The following is a 25,008-nucleotide window of genomic DNA, read 5'->3' on the forward strand; positions in this document are numbered from 1 at the left end:
GCTGATGTATCGTTTATTAGTCTGCCAGCGCAAATGGGCGGCCATAACTTAGGGCGTTACCACCATCACTGGTTGATAATCCAGTACTTTGTCCTAAGCCTTTTATGCCTATGTTAAGGCTGACTTTTGATTCGTATTCACCACCGGGCTCAGGATAAATATCGGAAACATTGCCTGAGTTAATAATATGGCGAGTAAAGGTTAAACCTAGGAACCAACAATCGTCATTGTAAGTTACGCCCAGTAAGCTTTCTAACATTTGGTTTTCAGTGAGGTCATGGAAATAACTCGCACGAACATCCCAGCGTTTTGCTACATTAAAACTGGTTAAAAAGCCTGCCTGAGAAATACCATCACGAGTATACGAATTCAAACTGCTTTCGGTTAACCCAGAGGCGTTATCTAAAATGTAATCTTTAGAGACGTAACGGTAGTTTAACTGTGTGTAGCCACCGCCTGGGAGTTTATATTCAATGGTGCTGTTGGCAATTTGTAAGCTTGAGACATTACTGTCGTATTGAACGCCACCTTTAAATAACCATTCATCACTGATGTTCCATTCGTTTTCTAATGCCCATGCTGACAAATTGACTTCATCATCACCCGGATTGATGTAATAGATTTGCCCGAGGGATAAGTTAAAGCGTTCTTTGTAGTTTTCATCATAAAAACGAGAGGTCGCACCGTAACTAAACTGATTGGCAGAAGCAATGTAATCGATACTACTGTATTGAGTGTCTCGGAATAATCCGTAATAGTCATTTTGCAATAAGGTGGTGTCATAGCCTTGATAAATGTCATCTTGATTGACACGAGGAATGTACAAATATTGCATTTTCGGCTCGAGGGTTTGGGTATAGCCACCGAGCCATTTCTGACTATTATCTAAAAATAATGAGCCACTGATTCGATATTCTGGAACGGTACGGTCAGCCGTTTTCGATAAAGTAACACTATCACCAGAGCTGTTGGTTTGTGTGGTTGCACTACCATCTTTTAAGTCTTGTTGGTAATAGGTGTACATTAATTTTGCTTCAGTGGTCAACTGACCCCAAGGAGCATAAAACGGGATAACAACCCCAGGCTCAAGGTGCACACGGGTAGCATCTGGTAGGTCATCATCATCGGTTTCAAAGCGACTGACGTGGCTGTTCCACTCAACATCGATATGAGGCAATACATTGGCGCGATTGTATTGATATTGCAGCTGCGGCATTAAGCGATAAGGCTGAGACGAGCTAAGCACTTGGAAGTCACGAACTTTTAATGTGGTATCAGAATAATCTGTACGGTAAGAGACTTCACCCGATTGCAATAACTGACCATCTTCACGGTTACCAATGCTGGAATCTAAGTCAGTAAAGTAATCAATATCACTGACACGAGAATAGTCAGCGGTGAACTTCCAATGGCGTTGATAAATACCATCATGAGTGAAGTTTATCCCCCAACGAGCCCCTTTTTCTTTATACAGGTCATCTTGGTGCAAATATTCAAAATTGATGTCACCACTACCAAAACCATCAGTTAAGTAACGGAAATCATTATCAAATTGCAAACCACGTTCTTGCATGTAGTTCAGTGTCGTGGTGAGGTCGTATTGAGGCGCTAAGTTAAAATAGATCGGAACGTTAATTTCTAAACCATTTTTGGTGTCATAACCACCCGATGGGTAGAGAAAACCAGTTTTACGCTTATCGCCAATGGGTACGGTAATATAAGGCCAATAGAAAACAGGCACGTCTAATATCTCAAAACGCGTGTTATAAAAAGTGGCTTCTTCTTCATTATTGTCGATATCAATGTCGGTGGCTTTGACTCGCCAAGACTTGTTACCTTCTGGACAGGTGGTGAGAGTCCCATCTTCCATGGTATAGATGCTTTGACCATCTTTTAAAATATAAGCGGCTTCACCACGAGCAGGTTGGCACAATAATTTATATTGAGTGTCATGTAGCTCAACACGCTCACCTTTCAAATCAGACTTAACTTTATTAGAGTTAGATTTGATTTGCCCATCATTCATAGTCACATTACCATCCGCCACAATGGAATTATCCCTTTGGTTGATCGTCACCTGATCGGCGGTAATCTTTTTAGGCCCTTGGGTTATGATGACATCACCTTGATAGACAGCTTGATTTTGTCCTTCGGTATGAATGCTATCGGCTTCTACTTTAACGGTTTCTTGTTCAGGGTCTGAAGAGTTTTTTTCTGGCGCAATACATTGATCAACTGGGATGATTTCCGGCACACTGTCCTGACTGCTTTCATCCGCGAAGGCAGTTGGCAAGAAGGCGGCACTTATGAGCGTGGCGAGAAAAGTGCGAGAAACTGGTAGCATGAAATAAAAGTGTCCTGTGAAACTTAAGTGAGATTGTTGTTTGATAACACTTGTGTATAGACAAAGGTTATTTACAGAAATAATACGAAATATACACAGATTTCTATATCATATAAGAATCTGGCAAGAATCGACACTATACAGACAATAGTTAACAATAAAAATTCATAGTTTGGGATTTGGAATCAATATATGTTAGGTAAATTACTGGGAATTTTGTTTGGCTCGATGATAGGGAATATCCCGGGCGCAATCATTGGTTGCTTTATCGGTCATCAATTCGATAAAGCAAGACGTAGTCAACAAGGATTCCAATCCGCCTTTGGCTCCGGCCCGTCTCAAGCGGAACGTCAAACCGACTTTTTCCAAGCGGCTTATGCGGTGATGGGGCATGTTGCGAAAGCAAAAGGTCAAGTGACAAAAGAAGAGATTCAACTGGCAACGGTTATGATGGATCGCATGAACTTGACGGGTGAGCAAAAACGTATTGCGCAAGAAGCCTTTCGTCAAGGAAAAGAAGCGCACTTTCCATTAGAAGAGACACTGCGTCGTGTGCGTTTTTCTGCGGGTCGTCGTCGTGATTTATTGCAGTTTTTTCTTGAGTTACAAATTTCGGCAGCCTTTGCCGATGGCTCATTGCACCCAAGTGAAGTGAATGTACTACAAACGGTCGCAGCAGAATTAGGGTTTACCGCGCAATATTTACAACAACGTTTGCGCATGCAAGAAGCGGCGTTTCGTTTTCAGCAAGGCGGTGGTTTTGGTGGCTATCAACACCAGGGGCAACAATCGGGCGGTCAATGGCAGCAAGGGCCAACTCGTTCTCAACTGGATGATGCGTACGAATTACTTGGGGTGGACAAAACTGCCGATGCCAAAACCATTAAGCGTGCTCATCGTAAGCTGATGAATGAGCACCACCCAGACAAATTGGTCGCCAAAGGTTTACCGCCAGAAATGATGGAAGTTGCCAAACAAAAAGCCCAAGAAATTCAATCCGCTTATGATCTCATCAAAAAAGATAAAGGCTTTTAATGGTGCTGATTAGGTGTGTTGCAGCACTTCTTGGTGTAGCGCGCTAGCCATGATGCAAAAGTCTGTTTTATTTAAGCCCTAATGCTACTTCAAATTTAGGGCTATTTAAGATTTAGACTTATTCAATATTCAATATTTAATGCTATTCAAATCCCAGTTATATCGATAGCTGGGTTTTTTATTGGTATCGCCGATTTCCGGTCGCAATGTCTCTAAATATGATAAAACGCCAGCTTCCCCACCAAAATCCGCTGCATACCATTCATAGATAGAAGATAACTGCAATTTTGAACCTTTAACCGCCACTCCTTTTAAACTATGGACAAAAGCAGATTCAGCTTGCGTTAACAACTGCTCGGTATTGGTGGCAGTAAAGGCTGTAGGTAATAGATTCGGGCAACCTAGACTGGCGCAATTGACCGCATAATGGATCCGCTTGTCTTGCCAAATGGGCCTTAAAATTCGATGTTCAATATCATTTAGAGTGAGCGCTTTCCCATTAATTGTCGTGATGTCTTGATCCCAAGGGCCAAAAGAAAATAATCCACCGAGTTTGGTGATAGAAGTAATAGGATAGTGTTCTAAAATCAAATTGACCGTTAAAGCATTGTAGAGATTAACCCAATAAGCGAATTGTTGTGCTTGGTTGAGTTGGCGAGGGTCTTGAGTGGTTAAGTTGCTTAGGTAATCGTGTAATCGTTGCTTGTCTGATGAGCTAACTTGGCTATAGAGAAATAAGGTATTTTGATCTTGTGTGATCAGATATCGATCTAATAACGCCTGCCATGTGGAGTGATCGACGATTTGCTGACTTTGTGGCTGGTTGACGTCCCAATAATCCCAGCGTTCCGCCTTGGGGGCTGATAGGGCAGGAAAAGCAAGGCACATAAAAAGTAGGGCAAGGCAGTGTTTCATTGATGACTCTTCAGTTCTTAATATCGGTATAACAATAAGACCTGAGGTGAGTGAGAAAACTTTCGCTTTTCGCTTTCTTGAGTGAATAGTTTTTTCTTTCTTTCTTTCTTGAATCGGTCAGTTTGATCTAACTGGCTCATTATCCCAAATAGTGAGTGCGTTCATCGATGCATGAGTCATAAAAAAGCCTCATTGAATGGTCAATGAGGCTTTCTGATTTAAATAGAGAATACCTTACCTAACGTAAAAAGGCGGGAATATTCGCTTCATATTCAGCAATCTTGCTTTCATGTTGCAAGGTTAAGCCTATATTATCTAATCCATTAAGCAGACAGTGACGACGGAACTCATCGATCTCAAATGAATATTGTTTTCCATTTGCAGAAACCGTCATCGCTTCTAAATCGACAGTGATTTGTGCACCTTCAGTGGCCTCAACAAATTGGAATATTTCATCCACTTGTTGCTCGGTTAAGCGCACCGGAACCATTTGGTTATTGATGGAGTTGCCATAGAAAATATCAGCAAAACTCGGTGCGATCATCACTTGAATGCCATAATCGGCCAAAGCCCAAGGAGCATGTTCACGTGATGAGCCACAACCAAAGTTTTCACGAGCCAGTAGAATGCTCGAGCCTTGATAGCGTGGTGCATTCATGACAAATTCAGGATTAGGCTGAGTGCCGGCATCATCCAAAAAACGCCAATCATGAAACAAATGTTGACCAAAACCTAAGCGCGTGACTTTTTGCAAAAACTGCTTAGGAATGATGGCATCGGTATCAATGTTAGCAATATCTAATGGCACGACTAGGCCAGTATGTTGTTGAAAACCTGTCTGTGTAGAGGCTTGAGACATAGCGTGCTCCTTATTGCTTATTAATTTGCTGGACAGAATCTAGTGAACGAATATCAACAAAGTGACCGGCAATAGCAGCGGCAGCCGCCATCGCTGGGCTAACTAAATGAGTGCGACCATCACGGCCTTGGCGACCTTCAAAGTTACGGTTACTGGTTGAGGCGCAGCGCTCTTTTGGCCCTAGGCGATCATTGTTCATAGCAAGACACATTGAGCAGCCTGGTAAGCGCCACTCAAACCCCGCATCAATAAAGATTTTATCCAAGCCTTCTTGTTCAGCTTGGGCTTTGACTTGTTCGGAGCCCGGTACGATTAACGCTTGCACGTTGGCGGCGACTTTACGACCTTTAGCGACGGCAGCCGCAGCGCGCATATCTTCAATACGTGAGTTGGTACAAGAGCCAACAAACACTTTATCGACAGTGTAATCAGACAGTTTTTTGCCCGCTTCTAGCCCCATGTAGGCTAAAGCTTTTTCCGCTGAGGCTTTTTCAACTGGGTCGGTAAAATCTTGTGGGTTCGGAATAATACCATCGACCGACATTACTTGCCCTGGGTTGGTCCCCCAAGTCACTTGTGGTTTGATTTCAGCGGCGTCTAGTGTCACTACTGCATCAAATTGTGCATCATCGTCTGATTTTAGGGTTTTCCAATACTCGACTGCCGCGTCAAAGTCTGCGCCTTTTGGGGAAAACTTCTTATCTTTGATGTAATCAAAAGTCGTTTGGTCTGGTGCAATTAGGCCGGCTTTAGCGCCCAGTTCAATCGCCATGTTACATACCGTCATGCGACCTTCCATTGAAAGATCGGTAATTGCTTCACCACAAAACTCCACCACATAGCCTGTACCGCCAGCCGCCGTGGTTTTACCTATGATTGCCAGTACGATATCTTTGGCGGTGATGCCTTCGGCGACTTTACCTTTGACTTCGATCTTCATCGTTTTAGCACGCGCTTGTTTTAGGGTTTGCGTTGCCAATACGTGTTCTACTTCTGAGGTGCCAATCCCAAATGCCAATGAACCAAAAGCGCCGTGGGTGGCGGTGTGAGAGTCACCACAAACTATGGTCATACCCGGCAAGGTAATGCCTAGCTCTGGGCCCATTACGTGCACAATACCTTGATATTTATGGTTTAGATCGTAAAGCGTTACTCCAAAATCCAAACAGTTTTTCATTAAAGTTTGCATTTGAATACGTGCCATTTCACCAGAGGCATTGATATCCTTGGTGGTAGTAGATACGTTGTGATCCATCGTGGCGAAGGTTTTGCTCACTTGGCGCACTTTACGACCTTTTTCGCGTAAACCATCAAAAGCTTGTGGTGAGGTCACTTCGTGTACTAGGTGGCGGTCGATGTATAAAATTGGGTTTTCGCCTTGGGCGGCTACGACCACATGAGCATCGTAGACTTTTTCATATAATGTTTTTGGTGTTGAATTTGACATTGCTTGCTACCTGCTCAGATTATGAATTTAGAATATAGTGCGCGATTTTGTCACCCATTTCAGAGGTCGAAAGGGCGGGTTGGTTACCTGCAAGATCGGCAGTCAGCTCTCCGGCTGCTAAGGCTTTTGATACCGCCTGCTCGATACTTTGCGCCGCTTCCTCTTCTCCTAGGCTATAACGCAACATTAATGCGGCCGACAAAATTTGCGCCACTGGGTTAGCAATGTTTTTGCCTGCGATATCTGGCGCACTGCCGCCTGCGGGTTCATATAAACCAAATTTGCTTTCGTTTAAGCTAGCAGAAGGTAGCATCCCCATGGAGCCTGTGATCATGGCGCATTCATCGGAAATGATGTCACCAAAGATGTTGGAGCATAGCATCACATCAAATTGAGAAGGGTCTTTGATGAGCTGCATAGTGGCGTTATCGATATAGATGTGTGATAGCTCAACATCTGGGTAGTCTTTGGCAATTTCTTCCACCACTTCGCGCCATAAAATAGAGCTTTGTAATACGTTCGCTTTGTCGACTGAGCACACTTTTTTGTTGCGCAGACGAGCCGATTCAAAGGCGATTTTTGCAATACGTTCAATTTCATAACGATGATAAATTTCAGTATCAAACGCTTTTTCATCAGGGCCAGAACCTTCACGACCTTTAGGTTGACCGAAATAGATACCACCAGTGAGCTCTCGGACGACCACAATATCAAAGCCACGGTCAGAGATATCTGCACGTAATGGTGAGAAGCTTTCTAATCCAGCATGAATTTGCGCAGGACGCAGATTACAAAAAAGTTGGAAGTGTTTACGAAGAGGCAGGAGAGCGCCACGCTCAGGTTGATCATTAGGTGGTAGGTGTTCCCATTTGGGGCCTCCTACTGAGCCAAACAATACCGCATCCGCTTCTTCACATCCTTTAACTGTTGTTTCAGGTAATGGGCAGCCGTGATTATCAATGGCAATACCGCCGACATCAAATTGTTGACGTTCAAATGAGATCGCGTGTTTTTGTTCGATGGCATCCAAGACTTTTTGTGCTTGCTGCATCACTTCTGGGCCTATGCCGTCACCTGGTAAAACTGCAATTTTGTATGTTGCTGACATGAGTTCTCTCTTCCTTAAAAGTATGTATAACTGAATTTGTTACTTTAGTGATGAACGTGCCTGTTCTTAGTTATATTGGTTCTTAGTTATATTGGTTCTTAGTTATGTTGGTTCTAGCTGTGTCGGTTCTTAGCGGTGCTCGCTTGTAACAATGTCGACTTTTCACTAGCTCCTAGACTCAACCACACGATTCATCACCGAATTGTGTTTTGTTTCAACTTATACTGTTTCCATTCTTTTTGATTGCTTAATTTCAGCAATTTGATCAGCGCGATGAATGCTGTTAATCACGTGCAATAGTGCTTGACCTGAAGCTTCGACAATATCGGTTGCTAGGCCAGTACCGTGATATTTGCGCCCTTTGTAATTGGCAATAATGTCTGCTTGACCTAAGCCATCTTCACCTTCGCCTTTGGCGGTAAGATCAAACTTATCCAAGACAATTTCATAACCCGTTAAGCGATAAATACATTGGTATAAGGCATCCACCGGACCATTACCGACAGCGGCTTCACATTTTTCTTCTGCACCACATTGCAACTTAATGCTGGTGGTCGCCATCACACTGCCAGATTGCACACTAAGATAATTTAATTTAAAGAAGTCATCTTCTTCACGCAAGTTAGCAAAGTGCATCAATGACTCAAGATCATAATCAAAGACTTGACCTTTACGGTCAGCAAGCTTTAAGAAGTCCTCATATAGAGTATCTAGGTTGTAATCTGAATCTTTATAGCCCATTGAATCCATGTGACTTTTAACCGCAGCGCGACCAGAACGGCTGGTTAGATTCAGCGCTTGGTTTTTTAGGCCAATGGATTCTGGAGTCATGATTTCATAAGTGTTTTTATTTTTTAACATTCCATCTTGGTGAATACCTGAAGAGTGGCTGAAAGCGTTGGCCCCTACAATCGCCTTATTGCTTTGAATTGGCATGTTGCAAAGTTGGCTCACTAGCTTACTGGTACGGTGGATTTCGTCGTACTTAAGGCCAGTATTCACGCCTAGGAATTCACCACGAGTACGAATGATCATGGCGATTTCTTCTAATGCGCAGTTACCTGCACGTTCACCGATGCCATTGATCGTTCCTTCGACTTGGCGAGCCCCTGCTTGAACTGCCGCCATCGAGTTAGCTACCGACATCCCCAAATCATCATGACAATGTACTGAGATAACGGCTTTATCAATGTTAGGAACACGGTTAAATAGGGTTTGAATAATGCCGCCGAATTCATTTGGCAAGGTATAGCCGACGGTATCTGGAATGTTGACCGTGGTGGCACCAGCATTAATGGCAGCTTCAACGATACGACATAGGTTATCAATCGGTGTACGGCCGGCATCTTCACACGAAAATTCCACATCATCGGTGTATTTACGCGCGCGTTTTACTGCGTTAATCGCCATTTCAACCACATCGTCATAACTGCGGCGTAGTTTGTCTTGAACGTGAATGGTTGAGGTTGAGATGAAGGTGTGGATACGGAAAGCTTCGGCGGTTTTTAATGCTTCTGCGGCGACATCAATGTCTTTTTCCACCGCACGGGATAGTGCACAAATACGGCTCCCTTTAATATGTTGTGCGATAGTTTTGACGGATTTGAAATCGCCCGGTGAAGAAATAGGAAAACCGGCTTCGATAACGTCAACACCTAGACGCTCGAGAGCATAAGCGATCTGCAATTTTTCTTTTACTGTTAGGCTCGCTGATAGCGCTTGTTCGCCATCGCGCAAGGTCGTATCGAATATAATGACTTGATCGTTCATGTTAGCTTCCTTATCTATGTGCTTCGCTATCCAATGCGGTTTTTTATTTTAGATTCTAGCGAATAAAAAAGCCCGCATGTGAGATGCGGGCTTGTTTGAAATTCGTTGTGGTTTTTCGTCCACTGCCTACCCGCGCGATTGGTTCACGATGAGGAGGAGGTTGAGTAGAGTCGAAAATGGTTTATTCATGCTGTTTACTTTCCTTAGCATTAAAAACGTCCACGTAATGATTGAGTCAATTAGTACCGCACTCTTGGGGGGAGCGTCAACCCTTTCGTTGAAAAAATATCCAAATAAACGAAAGTATTGTTATTGATTGGTTAATGGTTTGAGTGGGGGAAGTTTCATCATAAGAACAAATTATCGTCACTTTTTTGTCATTAATGTCACTTACTTTGGTCGGGTGGATAAGGGATAAACCACTGTATATTAGGAGTATGTGATGAAAACAATGCAACCTATAGCCCGATTCGATTTAGCGTTTTCTTTATTGTGTTTACAACATCGATTTAATTTGCCGGTCGCACGTGTGAGTAAAGCAGTGTCACATACGGGGGATGGACACCTTTATGCGGTAATCGGTTTGCTTTCTTGGTGGTTTGAGCCAAGAGCTGGCCAAGCTTTCTTAATGGTGGGATTACTGGCATTTTTAATTGAGCTACCGATTTATTGGTTAGTGAAAAACAGCTTTAAGCGCCGTCGCCCAGCACAAATTTCCCATTTATTGACCTCTTATATCACCCCTTCCGATCAATACAGTTTACCGTCAGGTCATACTGCGGCCGCCTTCTTGATGGCGGTATTAATGGATCATTTCTACCCTGATTTAGGCGTAGCGTGTTTTGCTTGGGCTGGTTTAATCGGCTTTTCACGCATTTTATTAGGCGTGCATTTTTTAACCGATATTGTGCTCGGAGCCTTACTGGGCGTGAGTTGTGCGTTGAGTGCGATCTATTTAATGGCAGGCTAACGGCTTATGAAGATTTTGTATGGCGTACAAGGGACTGGAAATGGACACATTGCACGAGCAAGAGCCATGGCTTGTGCTTTCAAGCAACGTGATGACATTAAAGTAGATTTTCTTTTTTCAGGCCGAGATGAGAAGGGCTACTTTTCCATGGATGATTTCGGTCAGTATCAAACACGCAGAGGCTTAACCTTTAGCACGGAAAAAGGCAAAGTCAGTCATTTAAAAACCGCCATCAATACCAATCCCAGCCATTTATGGAAGGAAATCTCAGATATGGATTTATCGGGCTACGATGTGGTTATTAATGACTTTGAACCGATCACTGCTTGGGCTGCGAAAAAGCAAAATGTTCCGACTATCGGTATTAGCCATCAAAATGCTTTTCAATATTCGGTTCCCAAGAAAGGGGCCACTTGGATCGATCAAACCTTGATTCAGCATTTTGCACCAACGCAGCATCGTTTAGGTTTGCATTGGTATCATTTCCAACAACCCATTTTGCCACCTATTGTGCACACCAATAAGCACCACCGCATTAGTGAAGATGATTTTATTTTAGTCTATTTGCCGTTTGAAGATTGGCAAGAGGTAAAGCAGTTGTTGTTGCGCTTTTCTAGCCATAAATTCATCTGTTATCACCCCGAGATCAAAGAAAGGCTGCAACAAGAAAACATCACATTTATGCCGTTATCGTATGCCAACTTTCAAGCTGATTTACATGCTTGTCATGGCGTGATGGCAAACGGCGGATTTGAGTTACCGTCTGAAGCATTAACTTTAGGAAAGAAACTGTTGCTAAAACCTTTAAATGGTCAGTTTGAACAAATGAGTAATGTGGCGACACTTGAAGCCTTGGGGTTAGCTCAATCTATGGCTTGGTTAGATCCCAGTGCGGTGAGAGATTGGTTAAATGAGCAAGCGGCAGAGCCAGTAGTGTACCCAGATGTTGCCGCTCATCTTGCTCGCTGGGTTACACAAGGTGACTGGCATAACATTGCTCCGTTATGGAGTGAACTCTGGGAACAAGTTGACTTTCCTCCTTATGTTCTGATTAACGAATAAGCTTACAAAGAAGCTATTAGGGGCTTATAGAGATTTTTATAAAAATTTATAAATAGATATAAGTTATTGATTTTTTCTATCTTTTAGTGATTTTTAGTAAATTAAAATCATTTATTATCAATACAATTGCTTCTTATATTTGCTTGGTGAATAGTGTCGGCAATCCGAATAAGTGGTTCGGTAAATACAATGATTATTCACTATCTTTTTGTGGCGAATCATCACTTGTTCTTGATGTGATTGACCACAATTATGAGAGGCACAACATACAATGGCACTTCCTATCGAACAACAAAACCCAGCTGTTAACTTAAGATCTGAGTCGACTTTACGTGGAGTGGATCTTAATTTACTCACTGTTTTTGATGCGGTGATGCAAGAGCAAAATATTACCCGTGCGGCGCAGTATTTAGGGATGTCACAACCCGCAGTGAGCAATGCGGTTGCGCGTTTAAAAGTCATGTTTAATGATGAACTTTTCATGCGTCATGGTCGTGGTATTCAACCAACCCAGCGTGCTCGTCAGCTTTTTGGCCCACTCAGACAAGCGCTGCAATTAGTACGTAATGAATTACCTAATTCGATTTTTGTCCCAGAGACTTCAGATCGTGTTTTCAAATTGGCAGTATGCAGCCCATGTGATTTACGTTTTGCCCCTCATATCATGCGTGGTATTGCGGAAAAATCCCCCAGCATTCAACTGAATTTGGATGCAGAGTTTGATCATCAATTACCCGAAAAACTGCGTTATCAAGAAGTAGATTTCGTGATTGATTATGCTCGCTTTGAGCAAGCGGGTTACTCCAGCACAGAAATTTTTAGCGATGAGTTAGTGGTAGTGGTCGCAGCCAATCACCCACGTATTGGCGATCACATTAGCCAACAAGAATTTATGTCAGAAAAGCATGCGACTTTATCTAAAGTGAATGGCATTCGAAGCTTTTATGAGCGTGTTTATGGGAGCGATTTAGAGTGCCAAGAATCGTACCAAGGAACCAGTCTCAGTAATATTTTATACGTGGTGGGACAATCTGAATTAGTAACGGTCGTGCCTCGTTGGTTAGTGGAAGCGATCCCAAATCCAACTCACTATAAAGTCTTAGATTACCCATTTAGCGATAATAAAGTGTCGGGGTATTTAACTTGGCATGATTCTAGCGAAAAAGACAAAGGTCATATTTGGATGCGTGATCAATTAATGCTTATTTGTGGAGAAGCATTAGCTGCAAAACGATAAGCATTATTCTTAACTGAAGAAGCGCAGTACGAGATTTTCGTCCTGCGCTTTTTTATGCCGGAACACTCGTGAGCCCGCTCTCATTAATCACATTATTATTCTCTTTTTTTTATTGAATAATTAGATGATTTGCTGGGAAATGGGTTTGTAGCTAGTTTGTTACCTATGAATGCAATCAATTAACAACCAAGATGGTTAATCTTGTGTTTTACCTCATATAGACAAGATTTATAAGTTGGCGGTAAAGTAATCGCTACGAAAGTAATTTCGAATATGCACCCTGTCGAATTGTTATGACAATATCTGCAGGTACATAGCGCAAGAGATGAAGGCCGGGAGGAGCTCACCTTCATCTCTGAATTTATTAGGCTAAAAATAAGCCCTAACTATGTAGTGCCGAACCAATTTGCAACTGGACGAATAACGCTCATTAAGGGGCTTTCTTTGTTTCCTGATTGGTGCGGCTTAAAAGGAGGCAACATGGAAATGTTATCTGGTGCGGATATGATCGTTCGCTCCTTAATCGACGAAGGCGTCGATCACATCTTTGGTTATCCGGGCGGTTCTGTCTTGGATATTTACGATGCGCTGCATGAAAAAAGTGATATTGAACACGTTCTGGTTCGTCATGAGCAAGCTGCGGTTCATATGGCCGATGGTTATGCGCGAGCCACGGGAAAAGTTGGGGTCGTATTAGTGACTTCAGGCCCAGGGGCAACCAATGCCATCACCGGAATTGCGACCGCTTATATGGATTCGGCCCCGATGGTGGTGCTATCAGGACAAGTACCCAGCAGCTTGATTGGTAATGATGCCTTTCAAGAATGTGACATGGTTGGGATCTCACGCCCAGTCGTAAAACACAGTTTCTTGGTTACAAAAGCGGAAGATATTCCTTCGACAATCAAAAAAGCGTTTTACCTTGCCTCAACGGGGCGTCCAGGTCCGGTTGTTGTCGACTTACCTAAAAACGTCCTCAATCCTTTAGAAAACTACCCTTATTCTTACCCTGAAGAAGTCAAAATGCGTTCTTATAACCCGACGACATCAGGGCATAAAGGACAAATTAAGAAAGGATTAAAAACCTTATTGGCGGCGAAAAAACCGGTTCTTTATGTTGGAGGCGGAGCGATTATTGCTGAAGCCAGTGAACAACTGATCAAATTAGCCGAAGCGTTAAGTTTGCCGGTTGTGAGTACTTTGATGGGCTTAGGTGCCTTCCCAGCAACCCATAAAAATTCGTTAGGTATGCTAGGAATGCATGGCACTTACGAAGCAAATATGGCGATGCATAATGCTGATCTTATCTTTGGCGTCGGGGTGCGTTTTGATGATCGCACCACCAACAATGTAGAAAAGTATTGTCCTAACGCCAAGATCATGCATATTGACATTGATCCTTCTTCTATTTCTAAAACGATTCATGCCGACTTACCGATTGTGGGCTCGGCTGATGAAGTGCTAAACAGTATGCTAAAGCAATTGGAAGATCATGGTATTGAGCAAGATTCTGAGGCGCTCGCAACATGGTGGCAAGAGCTACAAAGTTGGAAGAACCGTAACTGCCTAGCGTATGATAAAACTTCTGATCGCATTAAGCCGCAACAAGTGGTTGAAACCTTATATAAATTGACCAAGGGTGAAGCTTATGTCGCCTCCGATGTAGGTCAGCATCAAATGTTTGCCGCATTGTATTATCCGTTTGATAAGCCACGTCGTTGGATAAACTCTGGTGGTCTAGGCACCATGGGGTTTGGTTTACCCGCCGCGATGGGGGTGAAATTTGCGATGCCACAAGAAGAAGTGGTTTGTATTACCGGTGATGGCAGTATTCAGATGAATATCCAAGAGTTATCCACCTGTATGCAATACGATATTCCAGTGAAAATCATCAACTTGAATAACCGTTTCTTAGGCATGGTAAAACAATGGCAGGATATGATTTATCAAGGTCGCCATTCGCATTCTTATATGGATTCTGTTCCTGATTTTGCCGCCATTGCAGAAGCTTATGGTCACGTCGGGATTCGAATTAATCACCCTGATGAGCTAGAAAGCGGCTTACAAAAAGCACTGGCTATGAAAGACCGTGTGGTGTTTGTTGATATCAATGTGGATGAAACGGAACATGTTTACCCAATGCAAATCAAAGGGGAAGGCATGGATAAAATGTGGCTAAGCAAGACGGAGAGAACCTAATATGAGACATATCATTTCATTGTTATTGGAAAACCAACCAGGTTCTTTGTCCCGTGTTGTCGGTCTGTTTTCTCAGCGTGGTTACAACATTGAGTCATTAACTGTGTCGCCCACAGACGATGCTACCTTATCACGTATCAATATCACCACTGCCACGGATGCTTTACAGCTGGAGCAAATTGAAAAAAACCTGCATAAGCTGGTGGATGTTTTAAAAGTGCAAGAAGTGACGGAATTTGATTATGTTGAACGAGAGCTGATGTTGGTAAAAGTCAAAGCCAGCGGATTTTCTCGTGCTGAAGTGCACCGTTTAGCGGATGTTTTCCGTGGACAGATTGTGGATGTGACGGCTTCTTTGTTTACCATTCAATTAGCCGGGGATACGGCCAAGTTAGATGCTTTTATCAAAGCGGTTTCCGAGATGACCGATGTCATTGAAGTAGCACGCAGTGGGGTGGTGGGGATTGCCCGTGGAGAACGTGCTTTAAAAGCATAGCTGATACGAACCTCATCATTGATAAATATCGCTAGCTTGAGAATAGCACTATTTAGAACGCAACTTACGGGTTGCTTTTTTTTATGCTGCAATTTTTATGAAAAAAAGATCTAAGACTTTAGTCTAATAAATCGATAAAACTTCACTAAACTTATTGGATGGAGAGTGAGGTATTTGGGTGAGTGGCTTATGTCTAATGTTGTGGTGGTGAGAGTGACGATAGCGAGTTTGTTAGTACTTGCTATCAATATTAGCGCTTTATATTTCTTATTATTAGTTCTGCTATTGAATACGCATCATCAAGAGTTCTTTGGCTGGTAACGGCAGATGTGGCTAAGACCTGGGGTGCTTAGATCTGAGGTTTATAGAGATTAACTTTAATAAGAGTTTGAATTGAGTAAGAGCCTTGAATGGGTCAATCTTTTCGTCGCTAAGGGCTTATTGATTGGCATAAACGACTGACATAAAAAAAGGAGGCCCATTGGCCTCCTTTGGTATTTCTATCAGTTCGTTTTCATTAAAGAACGTGAACAGAAGAAGTGTTAGTTGTGCCTGATGGTACTAGAGCACCAGAAACCATAACAGTTACGTCGCCTTTCTCGCCGTAGCCTGTTTCTAGAGCTAGAGCCATACCTTGACGGTAGAAGTCTTCAGTATCATTGATAGACTCAACAACGATTGGCGTTACACCTTTAGACAAGCAAAGCTGTGCTGCTGTCTTAGCGTTAGTTGTTACCGCAATGATGCGTGCTGTTGGGAAGTATTTACGAACTGAACGAGCAGATTTACCAGCTTCAGTCGCTACAACGATAACTGGAGCAGCCAATTTTTCAGCCGTTTCTACTGCTGATTTACATACGGCTTCAGTAATACGTAGACGTGGGCTGTCTAGACGAGAACCTAGTTCTGCTTTTAGTGCTTTATCAGTGCGAGCACAGATTTGCGCCATGATAGTCACTGCTTCAACAGGGTATTTACCTTTTGCAGATTCACCAGAAAGCATAACTGCGTCAGTACCATCCATGATGGCGTTCGCTACGTCGCCCGCTTCTGCGCGAGTTGGACGTGGGTTTTTGATCATAGAATCAAGCATTTGAGTTGCTGTGATAACCACTTTACGAGCGCGGTTACATTTCTCGATCATCATTTTTTGAGCGAAGATTACTTCTTCAACTGGGATTTCAACACCTAGGTCACCACGAGCAACCATGATGCCGTCAGACGCTTCTAAGATCTCATCAAAGTTATCGACACCTTCTTGGTTTTCGATTTTAGAGATGATTTGGATGTTTTCGCCGCCGTTTGCACATAGCAATTCACGGATTTCTTTTACGTCTTCTGCTTTACGGATGAAAGAAGCAGCAACGAAGTCTACGCCTTGCTCACAACCAAATTTAAGGTCAGCTTTATCTTTTTCTGCTAGAGCAGGAAGTTTTACTGATACGCCAGGAAGGTTAACACCTTTGTTTTCACCTAGGTCACCGTTGTTCAATACTTTACATTGAACTTCAGTATCAGTCGTTGCAACGACTTCCATTTCAATTAGACCATCGTCAACTAGGATAGTGTCACCGGCTTTAAGGTCTTGAGCAAAACCTGGGTAAGTAACCGCTACAGTGTTTTTGTTACCAACAACGGTAGTGTCGGTTGTGAATGTGAAATCTTGACCCGCTACTAGTGCAACGTCTTCGCCGTTTTCTAGTTTGATTGTGCGGATTTCAGGGCCTTTGGTATCTAAAAGGATAGCCAGTTGTTTACCTGTGTTTTTCATTACTTGGCGAAGGTTAGCAATACGATTGCCGTGTTCTTCAAAATCACCGTGTGAGAAGTTTAAACGCATTACGTTCATGCCAGCGTTTGCTAGTTCAGTTAGTTTCTCAACAGATTCAGTTTTCGGGCCAATCGTACATACGATTTTGGTCTTTTTCATGAGTAGATACTCTCCGGTAAGTAATATTATATTTTTCAATTTTTGCAAGTTTGAGTGCTAATACACGTAAATACGTATTGAGCAATAAAACCAAAATTCTGCCTGACAGTTTTGTGGTCTGTTTTACAGTGTAGACATTATTCCCATTCTGGCTTAACTACCGACACTTTTTTCTGGGTAGTCATCAGTTCATTACAGTTTGCGAGAAAACTGCGTTGTAATTTTGTTTCTTAAATGGGGTGGTAATTTTACCAGTCTTTGTGGGGAAGATCACGATTAGTTACTTGTCTTAGGACAAGGTTTCTGTAAAAAACATTTATTTTTCTATGTGAAATATATAGACAATCAAGTTTCGTTTGTGTTTAATGTTGTTTCGATTCGAAACTTAATAGATTTTCATTTATGTCTAAACGAAACACTCAACAACGTCGTCACTTAATTGTTCAACAAATAAATGAGCATGGTGAAGTCAGCGTCGAAGCCTTAACAAAACAATTTGATATCTCTGAAGTATCAATAAGAAAGGATTTATCTGCTTTGGAAGCCAGTGGTTTATTGTTACGCCGTTATGGTGGCGCAGTAGCCTTACCTAAAGAAATCCTAAATGAAGAATTTTCAGAAGAAGTTTCGAAGCGAAAGCTGGGGTTGGCAAAAGCCGCCGCAACATTAATCAAAGATCACCATCGCATCATTATTGATAGTGGAAGTACCACGGGCGCTTTAATTGAACAATTAAACCAAAAGCGTGGCTTAGTGGTGATGACCAATTCTTTAAATGTCGCTAATGCGTTAAATGCATTAGAAAGTGAACCCACCCTGCTGATGACTGGAGGGACTTGGGATACCCATTCTGAATCTTTCCAAGGGCAAGTCGCCGAGCAAGTTCTGCGTTCATACGATTTCGACCAATTATTCATTGGAGCGGACGGGATTGATTTGGAACGTGGCACCACAACGTTTAATGAACTGCTTGGGTTAAGTCAGGTGATGTCGGAAGTAGCTCGTCGCGTCGTGGTGATGGTGGAATCTGACAAAATTGGTCGCAAAATTCCAAATTTAGAGCTGTCATGGGACAAAATTGATGTACTTGTGACGGACAGTGGGATCAGTTTAGAGCAACAAGCACAAATAGAACAACATCATGTGCAGGTTGTGATTTCTAAATAACCACAGCTGCGGATAACGAGAAGACACTCTTATGCGCAGGTGAGGTTGAATAAATTTCATTTTAACTAAGCTTTGCCACCTTTTGCTTGCTGTTGGTAAAGGAATAAAAGGATAAATACTATGTGTGGAATTGTGGGTGCAGTAGCACAACGTGATATTGCTGAAATTTTAGTCGAAGGTTTACGTCGTCTTGAATACCGTGGTTATGATTCAGCCGGTGTTGCGATTGTTGATTCTGAGTCCAATATGACGCGTATTCGTCGTTTAGGTAAGGTTCAAGAATTAGCCGATGCTGTTGAATCAGCGCATGCGGTTGGTGGCACCGGGATTGCTCATACACGTTGGGCGACGCATGGTGAACCATCAGAAGTGAACGCTCACCCACATATTTCCGGCGATATTGCCGTAGTACATAATGGGATCATCGAAAACTATGAATCGTTACGTGAAACCTTACGTGAGCGTGGCTATGTATTTGAATCTCAAACGGATACAGAAGTTATTGCTCACCTAGTTGAATGGGAATTACGTAACTCAGAAAGCTTGACTGAAGCCTTACAAAAAGCAGTACAACAGCTTGAAGGTGCGTATGGCACTGTGGTTGTTGATCGTAAAGATCCAAGTCGTGTTGTGGTTGCTCGTTCAGGTAGCCCGATCGTGATTGGTCTTGGCGTTGGTGAAAACTTCATCGCTTCCGATCAATTGGCGTTATTGAACGTAACTCGCCGCTTTATGTACCTAGAAGAAGGTGATGTTGCGGAAGTGACTCGACGTGGGGTCACAGTATTCGATTGCCAAGGCCAACAAGTTGAACGTGAAATTGCTGAATCGAATGCAGAACATGACGCTGGGGATAAAGGCCAATATCGTCACTTTATGCAAAAAGAAATTTACGAACAACCGACAGCCCTAATTAACACGATGGAAGCTCGTCTGACTAAAGAGAGCGTCATTACCGAAAGCATTGGCGTGCATGCCGCAGAAATCTTATCGCAAGTGGAGCACGTACAAATTATCGCATGTGGTACCTCTTATAATGCCGGGATGACCGCGCGTTACTGGTTTGAATCGTTAGCAGGCGTAAGCTGTGATGTCGAGATTGCATCAGAATTCCGTTACCGTAAATTTGTTACCCGTCCAAATAGTTTATTGATCACGCTCTCTCAATCCGGTGAAACTGCCGATACGTTAGCCGCTTTACGTTTGGCAAAAGAAAAAGGCTACATGGCCGCCATGACAGTGTGTAACGTTGCGGGGTCATCACTGGTTCGTGAGTCGGATTTTGCCTTCATGACTCGTGCTGGCACTGAAATTGGCGTGGCCTCAACCAAAGCCTTCACCACGCAACTTTCAGCGCTATTGATGTTAGTGACTGCGATTGGTAAGCAGCAACAACGCATTGATCATGCAAAAGAAGCAGAAATTGTTGATGCTTTACATGCTCTTCCTACGCAAATTCAAGCGGCATTAGCCTACGATAAAGAGATTGAAGCCTTAGCCGAAGATTTTGCTGATAAGCATCACACCTTATTCCTAGGTCGTGGTGAGTTCTACCCAATTGCTATGGAAGCTTCTCTAAAATTGAAAGAAATTTCATACATTCACGCAGAAGCCTATGCGGCGGGCGAATTAAAACATGGCCCATTGGCATTAATTGATGCCGACATGCCAGTTGTCGTGGTAGCGCCAAATAATGACCTACTTGAAAAGCTGAAATCTAACATTGAAGAAGTACGTGCACGCGGTGGGTTGCTGTATGTCTTTGCCGATGCTAATGCGGGATTTGAAGGCGATGAAAGCATGAAAATTATTAACTTACCAAGTGTCAGTGAAATTACTGCACCGATTTACTACACCATTCCAATGCAGTTGTTGTCTTATCATGTCGCCTTAATTAAAGGCACAGATGTTGACCAACCCCGCAACCTCGCTAAAGCAGTAACCGTAGAATAAAGCGACGGTGTAAAAATATCAGTGATGTGAGAGAGTAATAAACTCTCATACTAAAATGGCAGCGATCGCATCGATACGCTGCCATTTTTAAATCGAAAATGCCCAAAAACGAGTTAGAAAGTATCCCCACAAGTGCCATAATGATTAGCTTTATCCATATATTTTCTCATGCCAAATGCTGTCAATTTTGTATAGTTTGAAGCTTGAATAATTGTATTTTTAGATACTAATTAAACCCACAGTTCTTCTTCATGAGTAGGCTTTGGTTAACTATATGGATTATTTCCGCATTTTATGTTGATTGAATATGAGGTAAGTTCATATTTTATGAATAAATTGAGATGGTTAGCTTGTTGATCTGAGAATTGAATGGAATGATAGACGGATTTTATCCGTCTATTAAATTGTAAGTTACCTTATTAATATTACATGTTCAATTTACTGTACAACTAAGATAGTGAAGGCTATACTTGTTCCATTAAATGTACATGTGGAGGTTCTTATGAGAATCGTATCTTTTACTGAAGCTAGAAATAGTCTTAAAGCTGTTTTAGACGGTGTAGTTAATGATGCTGATACAACAGTCATTACACGCCGTGATTCTGAAGATGCAGTGGTGATGTCTTTAGACTACTACAACAGCCTTATGGAGACAGTTCACTTACTGCGCTCCCCTAAAAATGCTGAACACCTAAACCGTTCGGTAGCACAGTATCGTGCAGGTAAAACAACAGCACGAGAGTTAATTGATGAGTAGTCGTCAACGTCTATTGTCGTGGACTGATGACGCTTGGGATGACTACTTGTATTGGCAAACCCAAGACAAGAAAACACTAAAGCGCATCAACAAAATTATCAATGATGTTAAGCGCTCTCCTTTTGAGGGCATCGGTAAACCTGAACCGTTAAAAGAGAACTTATCTGGTTTTTGGTCTCGCCGTATTGATGATACTAATAGGCTTGTTTATGCGGTCGATGATGAAGCGATAACGATAATTTCGTGTCGTTACCACTACTAAATCAGCTTCAGTAATCGGGCATCTAACAAACGACTATGGCTTCAACATACTTTTCCTAATCTGACAGAATCTTTTTAGAGCATCAGGTCTAACAAGGTTTTGTCCATAAGTGAGTAAAAGAAGAATAACGTCTCATATTCACTATGAAATTTTTATCTCACAGTGGCAGCTATCACATCGATATGCTGCCATTTTTTTATTCAGAATAGGGTTGGCTTATTGAGAGATGGTAACGTTTTATGGTTTGTGGAGCTTGGCAATGGCTGAGCATGGCGGAGGCGTCTAACAAGATCCATTTACGACGATGTGCTTGCCCTAAAGGCTTGGCTTTGTTGACATCAAAACACACCATATCCTCGGTTTTTTCTGTAAAAATATAGCGATTTGGTTGCTCTTTTAACCATAACCACGCATTACGATCTTGTTCTTGCTTATCGGCTAAATAACTAAAATGAGTCAGTGAAATGGGCGAAAACAGCAAAAATTGCTCTTTAAAGCGAGTGACTCCCAGTTCGCCATTGAGACCAATATCTTGGGCGACTTGCTGCATGATGGCTTTGGCTGGCGTGCGGATTGGGTTTAATAGTGAGTAACCAATCAAGCTGTAGAGTACCCAAGTGAGCGAAATGGCACTTCCCCAGGTGATTAAGCCCGATTGGCGTCGGGTTTGCCAATAAATGATAATCCATAAGCAAGCTACACCGGCAAAGAACGCGGCATAAGGGAGCAGATTATCGCCCAATTGTTTGGTTAGGATGGGAGCGTTAGACCCTGCCATGACGGTGGCGATGAGTAATAAACCTGCGATAACAATGGAGGCAATCTTGAGCAGTTTGTCCGTCCAGCGTTGCCATGAGTAATGACTTAAATACCAACCCGCTATTATCGCCATCATAGGGACGGCGGGTAAAACATAGACCCCTCGTTTACCGGGGCTAATACTGAAGAAAATCACTAACAGCACCACCCAAATCAGCAGGCTGAGGATGACTGGTGAGCGTTTAAGTTGTTGCCAAAATGGGCGATTTAACCACACAAAATAGAGAGGAAACCACATCATAGGTATGACGTTGGTTAAGAAATACCACCAAGGCTGGATGTGTCCCCAAGCGTTAGCGTAACGTTCTCCCGTTTGTTTGAATAAGATATTGTCTTTATAGGCAATGAAGTCTGGATTGTGGCTAGATTCGGCCAACATGAGCATAGGTAAAAGCCAACAAGCCACGACCAGTAACATGATCAACGGGCCGAGCAGGAGCTTCCATGAGATTTGATTTTCAAACCGATGTTGACCGCTAAAGTGTAGGTACAACACCGGGATCAACAAGAGCGCGGGCAGAAATCCTACCCCTTTGGTAATGATGCCTAACCCCATGAAGGCCCAAGCGAGGCAGTACCAAAGCCAATGACTTTTGAGAAAGAAATGACGCAATAAACCGTACATCGCAAGGGTAATCCAAGCGGCGACCATGGCATCAATTTGCGCAGCTTTTGCTTGAATAATAAATTGCGGGGTGATCAACAACAACAGCCCAACGGTACGTGCGGTTTTAACATTCCATAATTTAGCCGAAATGTCATAACAACATAGCAAGACCAATAAGCTGACTATGGCATTAGGCAATAAAAAGGTAGCCTTTAAGTCACCAGTCAGCCAATATAAGGCGGCCATCGACCACATGAATACAGGCGGTTTATCTGGGTAGAGTTCACCACCGCGCATGGGAAAAAACCACTGACCACTTTGTACCATTTCTCTAGCCACTTCGACAAAGCGTGGCTCATCGGCAGGCCAAGGGTCACGCCAACCGATCCCGGTAAAAATAATGAGCGTTGCGACAATCAAGAGAAAGAATAAGGTCGAGTAATAATCTTGATGTTGTTCAGTCTTTTTACTGCGAAGGTTAAGCAAGCTCATGAGGTTTTTCCAAATTAGCGTTGTCGATGGTTAACATTTCAAGGCGTTGTTTAAGATGATCTTGATATAGGTATCCGGTTAATAGCGTGCTGATGACAGCTAAGGCAATACTGAGATAAATCATGCTGTGGCTCGTGGTTTGAATGCCAGCACCCATCAAGACAAAAATCAGAATTTGTGGAAAATAACCGAGCAAACTGGCTGAAAAAAAGGCGAAGGCCGGTACTCGAACGCTACCTGAGAGTAGGTTGGTCACGACATTGTTACCAATGGGAAATAAACGGAGCAATAAGATTTTATAAAAGGGCTTATGGCTGGCAAATTGGTTAAATTGACTCATGCGTTTGGGAAAACGATGAAATAAGACCTGACCCACTAAATATCGAGCGGCCAGGTAATTGACGGCGGCTGCGAATAAACAAGCTAATAAAGCCATGCCAAGCGCAATAGCAAGCGGATAAATGTAGCCAAGTACCAAGGCGATGATTTGTTTAGGGCCACTGACGGCTAAAAAAGCCACGCAAGACAACAAGATAATGAGATCGCCTTGAAGGCCATGTTGTTGCACATAAGCCAGTAGCCAATTTTTATCGGTTAAATGAGCCATCACAGGGCTTTCAAGCTGTTGAGCGAGTAACAGGCCAATGATGATGAGCAAAACCAGTTTTAGCCATTTCATTGTTTAATCATCTTGTGTAGACGCTGAAGTGTAAATGTTTGCGATTGTTGGGCGCTGAGTCCGTTTTTGGAGCCAAATTACGCCAAGGATATCAATGATCCCAACCCAAGCTCGATTCCAAGCGTTGTAATTTGAAGTGCCGATTTCACGATCTCTATGCCTAACTTGATGAATGACAATATCCCCGCCGATATTTTTGATTAATGCGGGTAAGAACCTATGCATGTGATCGAAATAAGGTAATTGTAAGTAGGTTGATTTCGGGATGATTTTTAATCCACAACCTGAGTCGGGAACCCCATCACCGAGTAAAGCATGCCGGATGGTATTGGCGATTTTAGATTGAAAGCGAATCCAAGCGGTGTCTTGGCGCTGGGCACGAAATCCAGCAATACAAAAGTGTGGATTGGTTTGATGGCTCGCCGCTTCTAACATCTTAGGCATATCGGAAGGATCATTTTGCCCGTCGGCATCAGTGGTGATGATCCATTCGCCTTTGGCATGCTTTATCGCTGTTAATACGGCGGTGCTTTGACCGCAGCTTTGTGCATGACGAATCACTTGCAAAGGACAACCGCATTCTGCCGCGGAGTTTATCGCTTCTTGAGCGGTGTGATCATGACTACCATCATCGGTGATGACAATTTCAAATTGAGGATAACCTTGTAAGCTAGAATGAATTTCCTTGATTAATTTCCCTATATTTCCTTGTTCATTTTTAGCTGGAATAACCACTGAAATACTTGCCATTATAGGATCTCGTTAAATGGATGAATAACACCAATCGTCCTCATTATCTGACCATCTAGTTAATGTGATTGGTATACCCTGCTTTCGGATTAGCAATGATGAAAAAAGTTCAATACAAATGGGGTGTAAGCTCAGGTGAAAGTAGCAGCT

Annotated in this window: 21 protein-coding genes; 11 read left to right on the forward strand and 10 right to left on the reverse strand. The window is 42.8% G+C overall.

Going from position 1 to position 25,008, the window contains the following annotated elements; translation table 11 throughout:
• Positions 1-16 precede the first annotated feature (16 nt).
• Positions 17-2,344 (reverse strand): LPS assembly protein LptD, encoded by a 2,328-nt coding sequence (gene lptD, locus VCA1004_RS01685; RefSeq protein WP_086982122.1) that lies wholly within the window; start codon positions 2,342-2,344, stop codon positions 17-19.
• Between the two features lie 192 nt (positions 2,345-2,536).
• Here lptD and djlA point away from each other — a divergent pair, with 192 nt between their 5' ends.
• A complete protein-coding gene (gene djlA / locus VCA1004_RS01690; protein WP_086982123.1) occupies positions 2,537-3,379 on the forward strand; it encodes a co-chaperone DjlA in 843 nt (280 codons plus the stop codon).
• A 129-nt stretch (positions 3,380-3,508) separates the two neighbouring features.
• Here djlA and VCA1004_RS01695 read toward each other — a convergent pair whose 3' ends face one another.
• The 5 genes from VCA1004_RS01695 to leuA form a co-directional block, all read right to left on the reverse strand.
• A complete protein-coding gene (locus VCA1004_RS01695; protein ID WP_086982124.1) occupies positions 3,509-4,294 on the reverse strand; it encodes a DUF547 domain-containing protein in 786 nt (261 codons plus the stop codon).
• Positions 4,295-4,532: 238 nt separating this feature from the next.
• Positions 4,533-5,153 (reverse strand): 3-isopropylmalate dehydratase small subunit, encoded by a 621-nt coding sequence (leuD, locus tag VCA1004_RS01700; RefSeq protein WP_086982125.1) that lies wholly within the window; start codon positions 5,151-5,153, stop codon positions 4,533-4,535.
• A gap of 10 nt (positions 5,154-5,163) precedes the next feature.
• Positions 5,164-6,600, reverse strand: a complete 1,437-nt coding sequence (gene leuC / locus VCA1004_RS01705) for a 3-isopropylmalate dehydratase large subunit (protein WP_086982126.1) — start codon at positions 6,598-6,600, stop codon at positions 5,164-5,166.
• A gap of 19 nt (positions 6,601-6,619) precedes the next feature.
• A complete protein-coding gene (gene leuB, locus VCA1004_RS01710) occupies positions 6,620-7,708 on the reverse strand; it encodes a 3-isopropylmalate dehydrogenase (RefSeq protein WP_086982127.1) in 1,089 nt (362 codons plus the stop codon).
• A 219-nt stretch (positions 7,709-7,927) separates the two neighbouring features.
• Entirely contained in the window at positions 7,928-9,478 is a 1,551-nt protein-coding gene (leuA, locus tag VCA1004_RS01715; RefSeq protein ID WP_086982128.1) for a 2-isopropylmalate synthase, read from the reverse strand.
• 442 nt (positions 9,479-9,920) lie between these two features.
• Between leuA and VCA1004_RS01720 the strand changes: the two genes are divergently transcribed.
• The 6 genes from VCA1004_RS01720 (at position 9,921) to VCA1004_RS15325 (ending at position 15,763) form a co-directional block, all read left to right on the forward strand.
• Positions 9,921-10,448, forward strand: coding sequence for a phosphatase PAP2 family protein (locus tag VCA1004_RS01720; RefSeq protein ID WP_086982129.1), 528 nt, complete (start codon positions 9,921-9,923; stop codon positions 10,446-10,448).
• Between the two features lie 6 nt (positions 10,449-10,454).
• Complete coding sequence (locus VCA1004_RS01725; RefSeq protein WP_086982130.1) at positions 10,455-11,510, forward strand: MJ1255/VC2487 family glycosyltransferase; 1,056 nt, start codon at positions 10,455-10,457, stop codon at positions 11,508-11,510.
• A gap of 271 nt (positions 11,511-11,781) precedes the next feature.
• A complete protein-coding gene (gene leuO, locus VCA1004_RS01730; protein ID WP_086982131.1) occupies positions 11,782-12,747 on the forward strand; it encodes a transcriptional regulator LeuO in 966 nt (321 codons plus the stop codon).
• A gap of 480 nt (positions 12,748-13,227) precedes the next feature.
• Entirely contained in the window at positions 13,228-14,946 is a 1,719-nt protein-coding gene (locus VCA1004_RS01735) for an acetolactate synthase 3 large subunit (protein WP_086982132.1), read from the forward strand.
• 1 nt (position 14,947) lies between these two features.
• Complete coding sequence (gene ilvN, locus VCA1004_RS01740) at positions 14,948-15,442, forward strand: acetolactate synthase small subunit (protein WP_086982133.1); 495 nt, start codon at positions 14,948-14,950, stop codon at positions 15,440-15,442.
• A gap of 189 nt (positions 15,443-15,631) precedes the next feature.
• Positions 15,632-15,763 carry a hypothetical protein gene (locus VCA1004_RS15325; protein ID WP_086982134.1) on the forward strand — a complete coding sequence of 44 codons (132 nt, stop codon included), beginning with the start codon at positions 15,632-15,634 and terminating at the stop codon, positions 15,761-15,763.
• A 196-nt stretch (positions 15,764-15,959) separates the two neighbouring features.
• Here the strand turns inward: VCA1004_RS15325 and pykF are convergent, their stop codons facing one another.
• Positions 15,960-17,372, reverse strand: coding sequence for a pyruvate kinase PykF (pykF, locus tag VCA1004_RS01745; protein WP_086982135.1), 1,413 nt, complete (start codon positions 17,370-17,372; stop codon positions 15,960-15,962).
• A gap of 402 nt (positions 17,373-17,774) precedes the next feature.
• Between pykF and VCA1004_RS01750 the strand changes: the two genes are divergently transcribed.
• From VCA1004_RS01750 to VCA1004_RS01765, 4 genes are all read left to right on the forward strand, one after another.
• Positions 17,775-18,539: a DeoR/GlpR family DNA-binding transcription regulator gene (locus VCA1004_RS01750; protein WP_086982136.1), complete on the forward strand. Its 765-nt coding sequence runs from the start codon at positions 17,775-17,777 to the stop codon at positions 18,537-18,539.
• Positions 18,540-18,659: 120 nt separating this feature from the next.
• Positions 18,660-20,492, forward strand: coding sequence for a glutamine--fructose-6-phosphate transaminase (isomerizing) (glmS, locus tag VCA1004_RS01755; RefSeq protein ID WP_086982137.1), 1,833 nt, complete (start codon positions 18,660-18,662; stop codon positions 20,490-20,492).
• A 502-nt stretch (positions 20,493-20,994) separates the two neighbouring features.
• The gene (locus VCA1004_RS01760) at positions 20,995-21,249 is read left to right on the forward strand and encodes a type II toxin-antitoxin system Phd/YefM family antitoxin (RefSeq protein WP_086982138.1); all 255 of its coding nucleotides are present in this window, start codon (positions 20,995-20,997) and stop codon (positions 21,247-21,249) included.
• Entirely contained in the window at positions 21,242-21,511 is a 270-nt protein-coding gene (locus tag VCA1004_RS01765) for a Txe/YoeB family addiction module toxin (RefSeq protein WP_164520809.1), read from the forward strand. The genes VCA1004_RS01760 and VCA1004_RS01765 overlap by 8 nt, the downstream gene beginning before the upstream one ends.
• A 196-nt stretch (positions 21,512-21,707) precedes the next feature.
• Here VCA1004_RS01765 and VCA1004_RS01770 read toward each other — a convergent pair whose 3' ends face one another.
• From VCA1004_RS01770 to VCA1004_RS01780, 3 genes are read right to left on the reverse strand one after another with little or no spacing between them, the layout of a single operon-like run.
• On the reverse strand, positions 21,708-23,429 hold the full coding sequence (locus VCA1004_RS01770; RefSeq protein WP_086982140.1) for an ArnT family glycosyltransferase: 1,722 nt from the start codon (positions 23,427-23,429) through the stop codon (positions 21,708-21,710).
• The gene (locus VCA1004_RS01775) at positions 23,416-24,108 is read right to left on the reverse strand and encodes a TVP38/TMEM64 family protein (RefSeq protein ID WP_086982141.1); all 693 of its coding nucleotides are present in this window, start codon (positions 24,106-24,108) and stop codon (positions 23,416-23,418) included. The genes VCA1004_RS01770 and VCA1004_RS01775 overlap by 14 nt, the downstream gene beginning before the upstream one ends.
• Positions 24,109-24,111: 3 nt before the next feature.
• Complete coding sequence (locus VCA1004_RS01780) at positions 24,112-24,858, reverse strand: glycosyltransferase family 2 protein (RefSeq protein WP_164520810.1); 747 nt, start codon at positions 24,856-24,858, stop codon at positions 24,112-24,114.
• Between the last annotated feature and the right edge of the window lie 150 nt (positions 24,859-25,008).

It is taken from the genome of Vibrio aphrogenes, from assembly GCF_002157735.2.
Taxonomy (GTDB): domain Bacteria; phylum Pseudomonadota; class Gammaproteobacteria; order Enterobacterales; family Vibrionaceae; genus Vibrio; species Vibrio aphrogenes.

What these genes read in the sequence shown, in the direction of transcription:
- VCA1004_RS15325 (WP_086982134.1), top strand. Translation starts at nt 15,632, where the DNA reads ATGTCTAATGTTGTGGTGGTGAGAGTGACGATAGCGAGTTTGTTAGTA.
- leuA (WP_086982128.1), bottom strand. Translation starts at nt 9,478, where the DNA reads ATGAACGATCAAGTCATTATATTCGATACGACCTTGCGCGATGGCGAA.
- VCA1004_RS01775 (WP_086982141.1), bottom strand. Translation starts at nt 24,108, where the DNA reads ATGAAATGGCTAAAACTGGTTTTGCTCATCATCATTGGCCTGTTACTC.
- VCA1004_RS01720 (WP_086982129.1), top strand. Translation starts at nt 9,921, where the DNA reads ATGAAAACAATGCAACCTATAGCCCGATTCGATTTAGCGTTTTCTTTA.
- glmS (WP_086982137.1), top strand. Translation starts at nt 18,660, where the DNA reads ATGTGTGGAATTGTGGGTGCAGTAGCACAACGTGATATTGCTGAAATT.
- VCA1004_RS01760 (WP_086982138.1), top strand. Translation starts at nt 20,995, where the DNA reads ATGAGAATCGTATCTTTTACTGAAGCTAGAAATAGTCTTAAAGCTGTT.
- VCA1004_RS01695 (WP_086982124.1), bottom strand. Translation starts at nt 4,294, where the DNA reads ATGAAACACTGCCTTGCCCTACTTTTTATGTGCCTTGCTTTTCCTGCC.
- VCA1004_RS01770 (WP_086982140.1), bottom strand. Translation starts at nt 23,429, where the DNA reads ATGAGCTTGCTTAACCTTCGCAGTAAAAAGACTGAACAACATCAAGAT.
- djlA (WP_086982123.1), top strand. Translation starts at nt 2,537, where the DNA reads ATGTTAGGTAAATTACTGGGAATTTTGTTTGGCTCGATGATAGGGAAT.
- leuO (WP_086982131.1), top strand. Translation starts at nt 11,782, where the DNA reads ATGGCACTTCCTATCGAACAACAAAACCCAGCTGTTAACTTAAGATCT.
- lptD (WP_086982122.1), bottom strand. Translation starts at nt 2,344, where the DNA reads ATGCTACCAGTTTCTCGCACTTTTCTCGCCACGCTCATAAGTGCCGCC.
- leuB (WP_086982127.1), bottom strand. Translation starts at nt 7,708, where the DNA reads ATGTCAGCAACATACAAAATTGCAGTTTTACCAGGTGACGGCATAGGC.
- leuD (WP_086982125.1), bottom strand. Translation starts at nt 5,153, where the DNA reads ATGTCTCAAGCCTCTACACAGACAGGTTTTCAACAACATACTGGCCTA.
- VCA1004_RS01725 (WP_086982130.1), top strand. Translation starts at nt 10,455, where the DNA reads ATGAAGATTTTGTATGGCGTACAAGGGACTGGAAATGGACACATTGCA.
- ilvN (WP_086982133.1), top strand. Translation starts at nt 14,948, where the DNA reads ATGAGACATATCATTTCATTGTTATTGGAAAACCAACCAGGTTCTTTG.
- VCA1004_RS01750 (WP_086982136.1), top strand. Translation starts at nt 17,775, where the DNA reads ATGTCTAAACGAAACACTCAACAACGTCGTCACTTAATTGTTCAACAA.
- VCA1004_RS01780 (WP_164520810.1), bottom strand. Translation starts at nt 24,858, where the DNA reads ATGGCAAGTATTTCAGTGGTTATTCCAGCTAAAAATGAACAAGGAAAT.
- VCA1004_RS01765 (WP_164520809.1), top strand. Translation starts at nt 21,242, where the DNA reads ATGAGTAGTCGTCAACGTCTATTGTCGTGGACTGATGACGCTTGGGAT.
- leuC (WP_086982126.1), bottom strand. Translation starts at nt 6,600, where the DNA reads ATGTCAAATTCAACACCAAAAACATTATATGAAAAAGTCTACGATGCT.
- VCA1004_RS01735 (WP_086982132.1), top strand. Translation starts at nt 13,228, where the DNA reads ATGGAAATGTTATCTGGTGCGGATATGATCGTTCGCTCCTTAATCGAC.
- pykF (WP_086982135.1), bottom strand. Translation starts at nt 17,372, where the DNA reads ATGAAAAAGACCAAAATCGTATGTACGATTGGCCCGAAAACTGAATCT.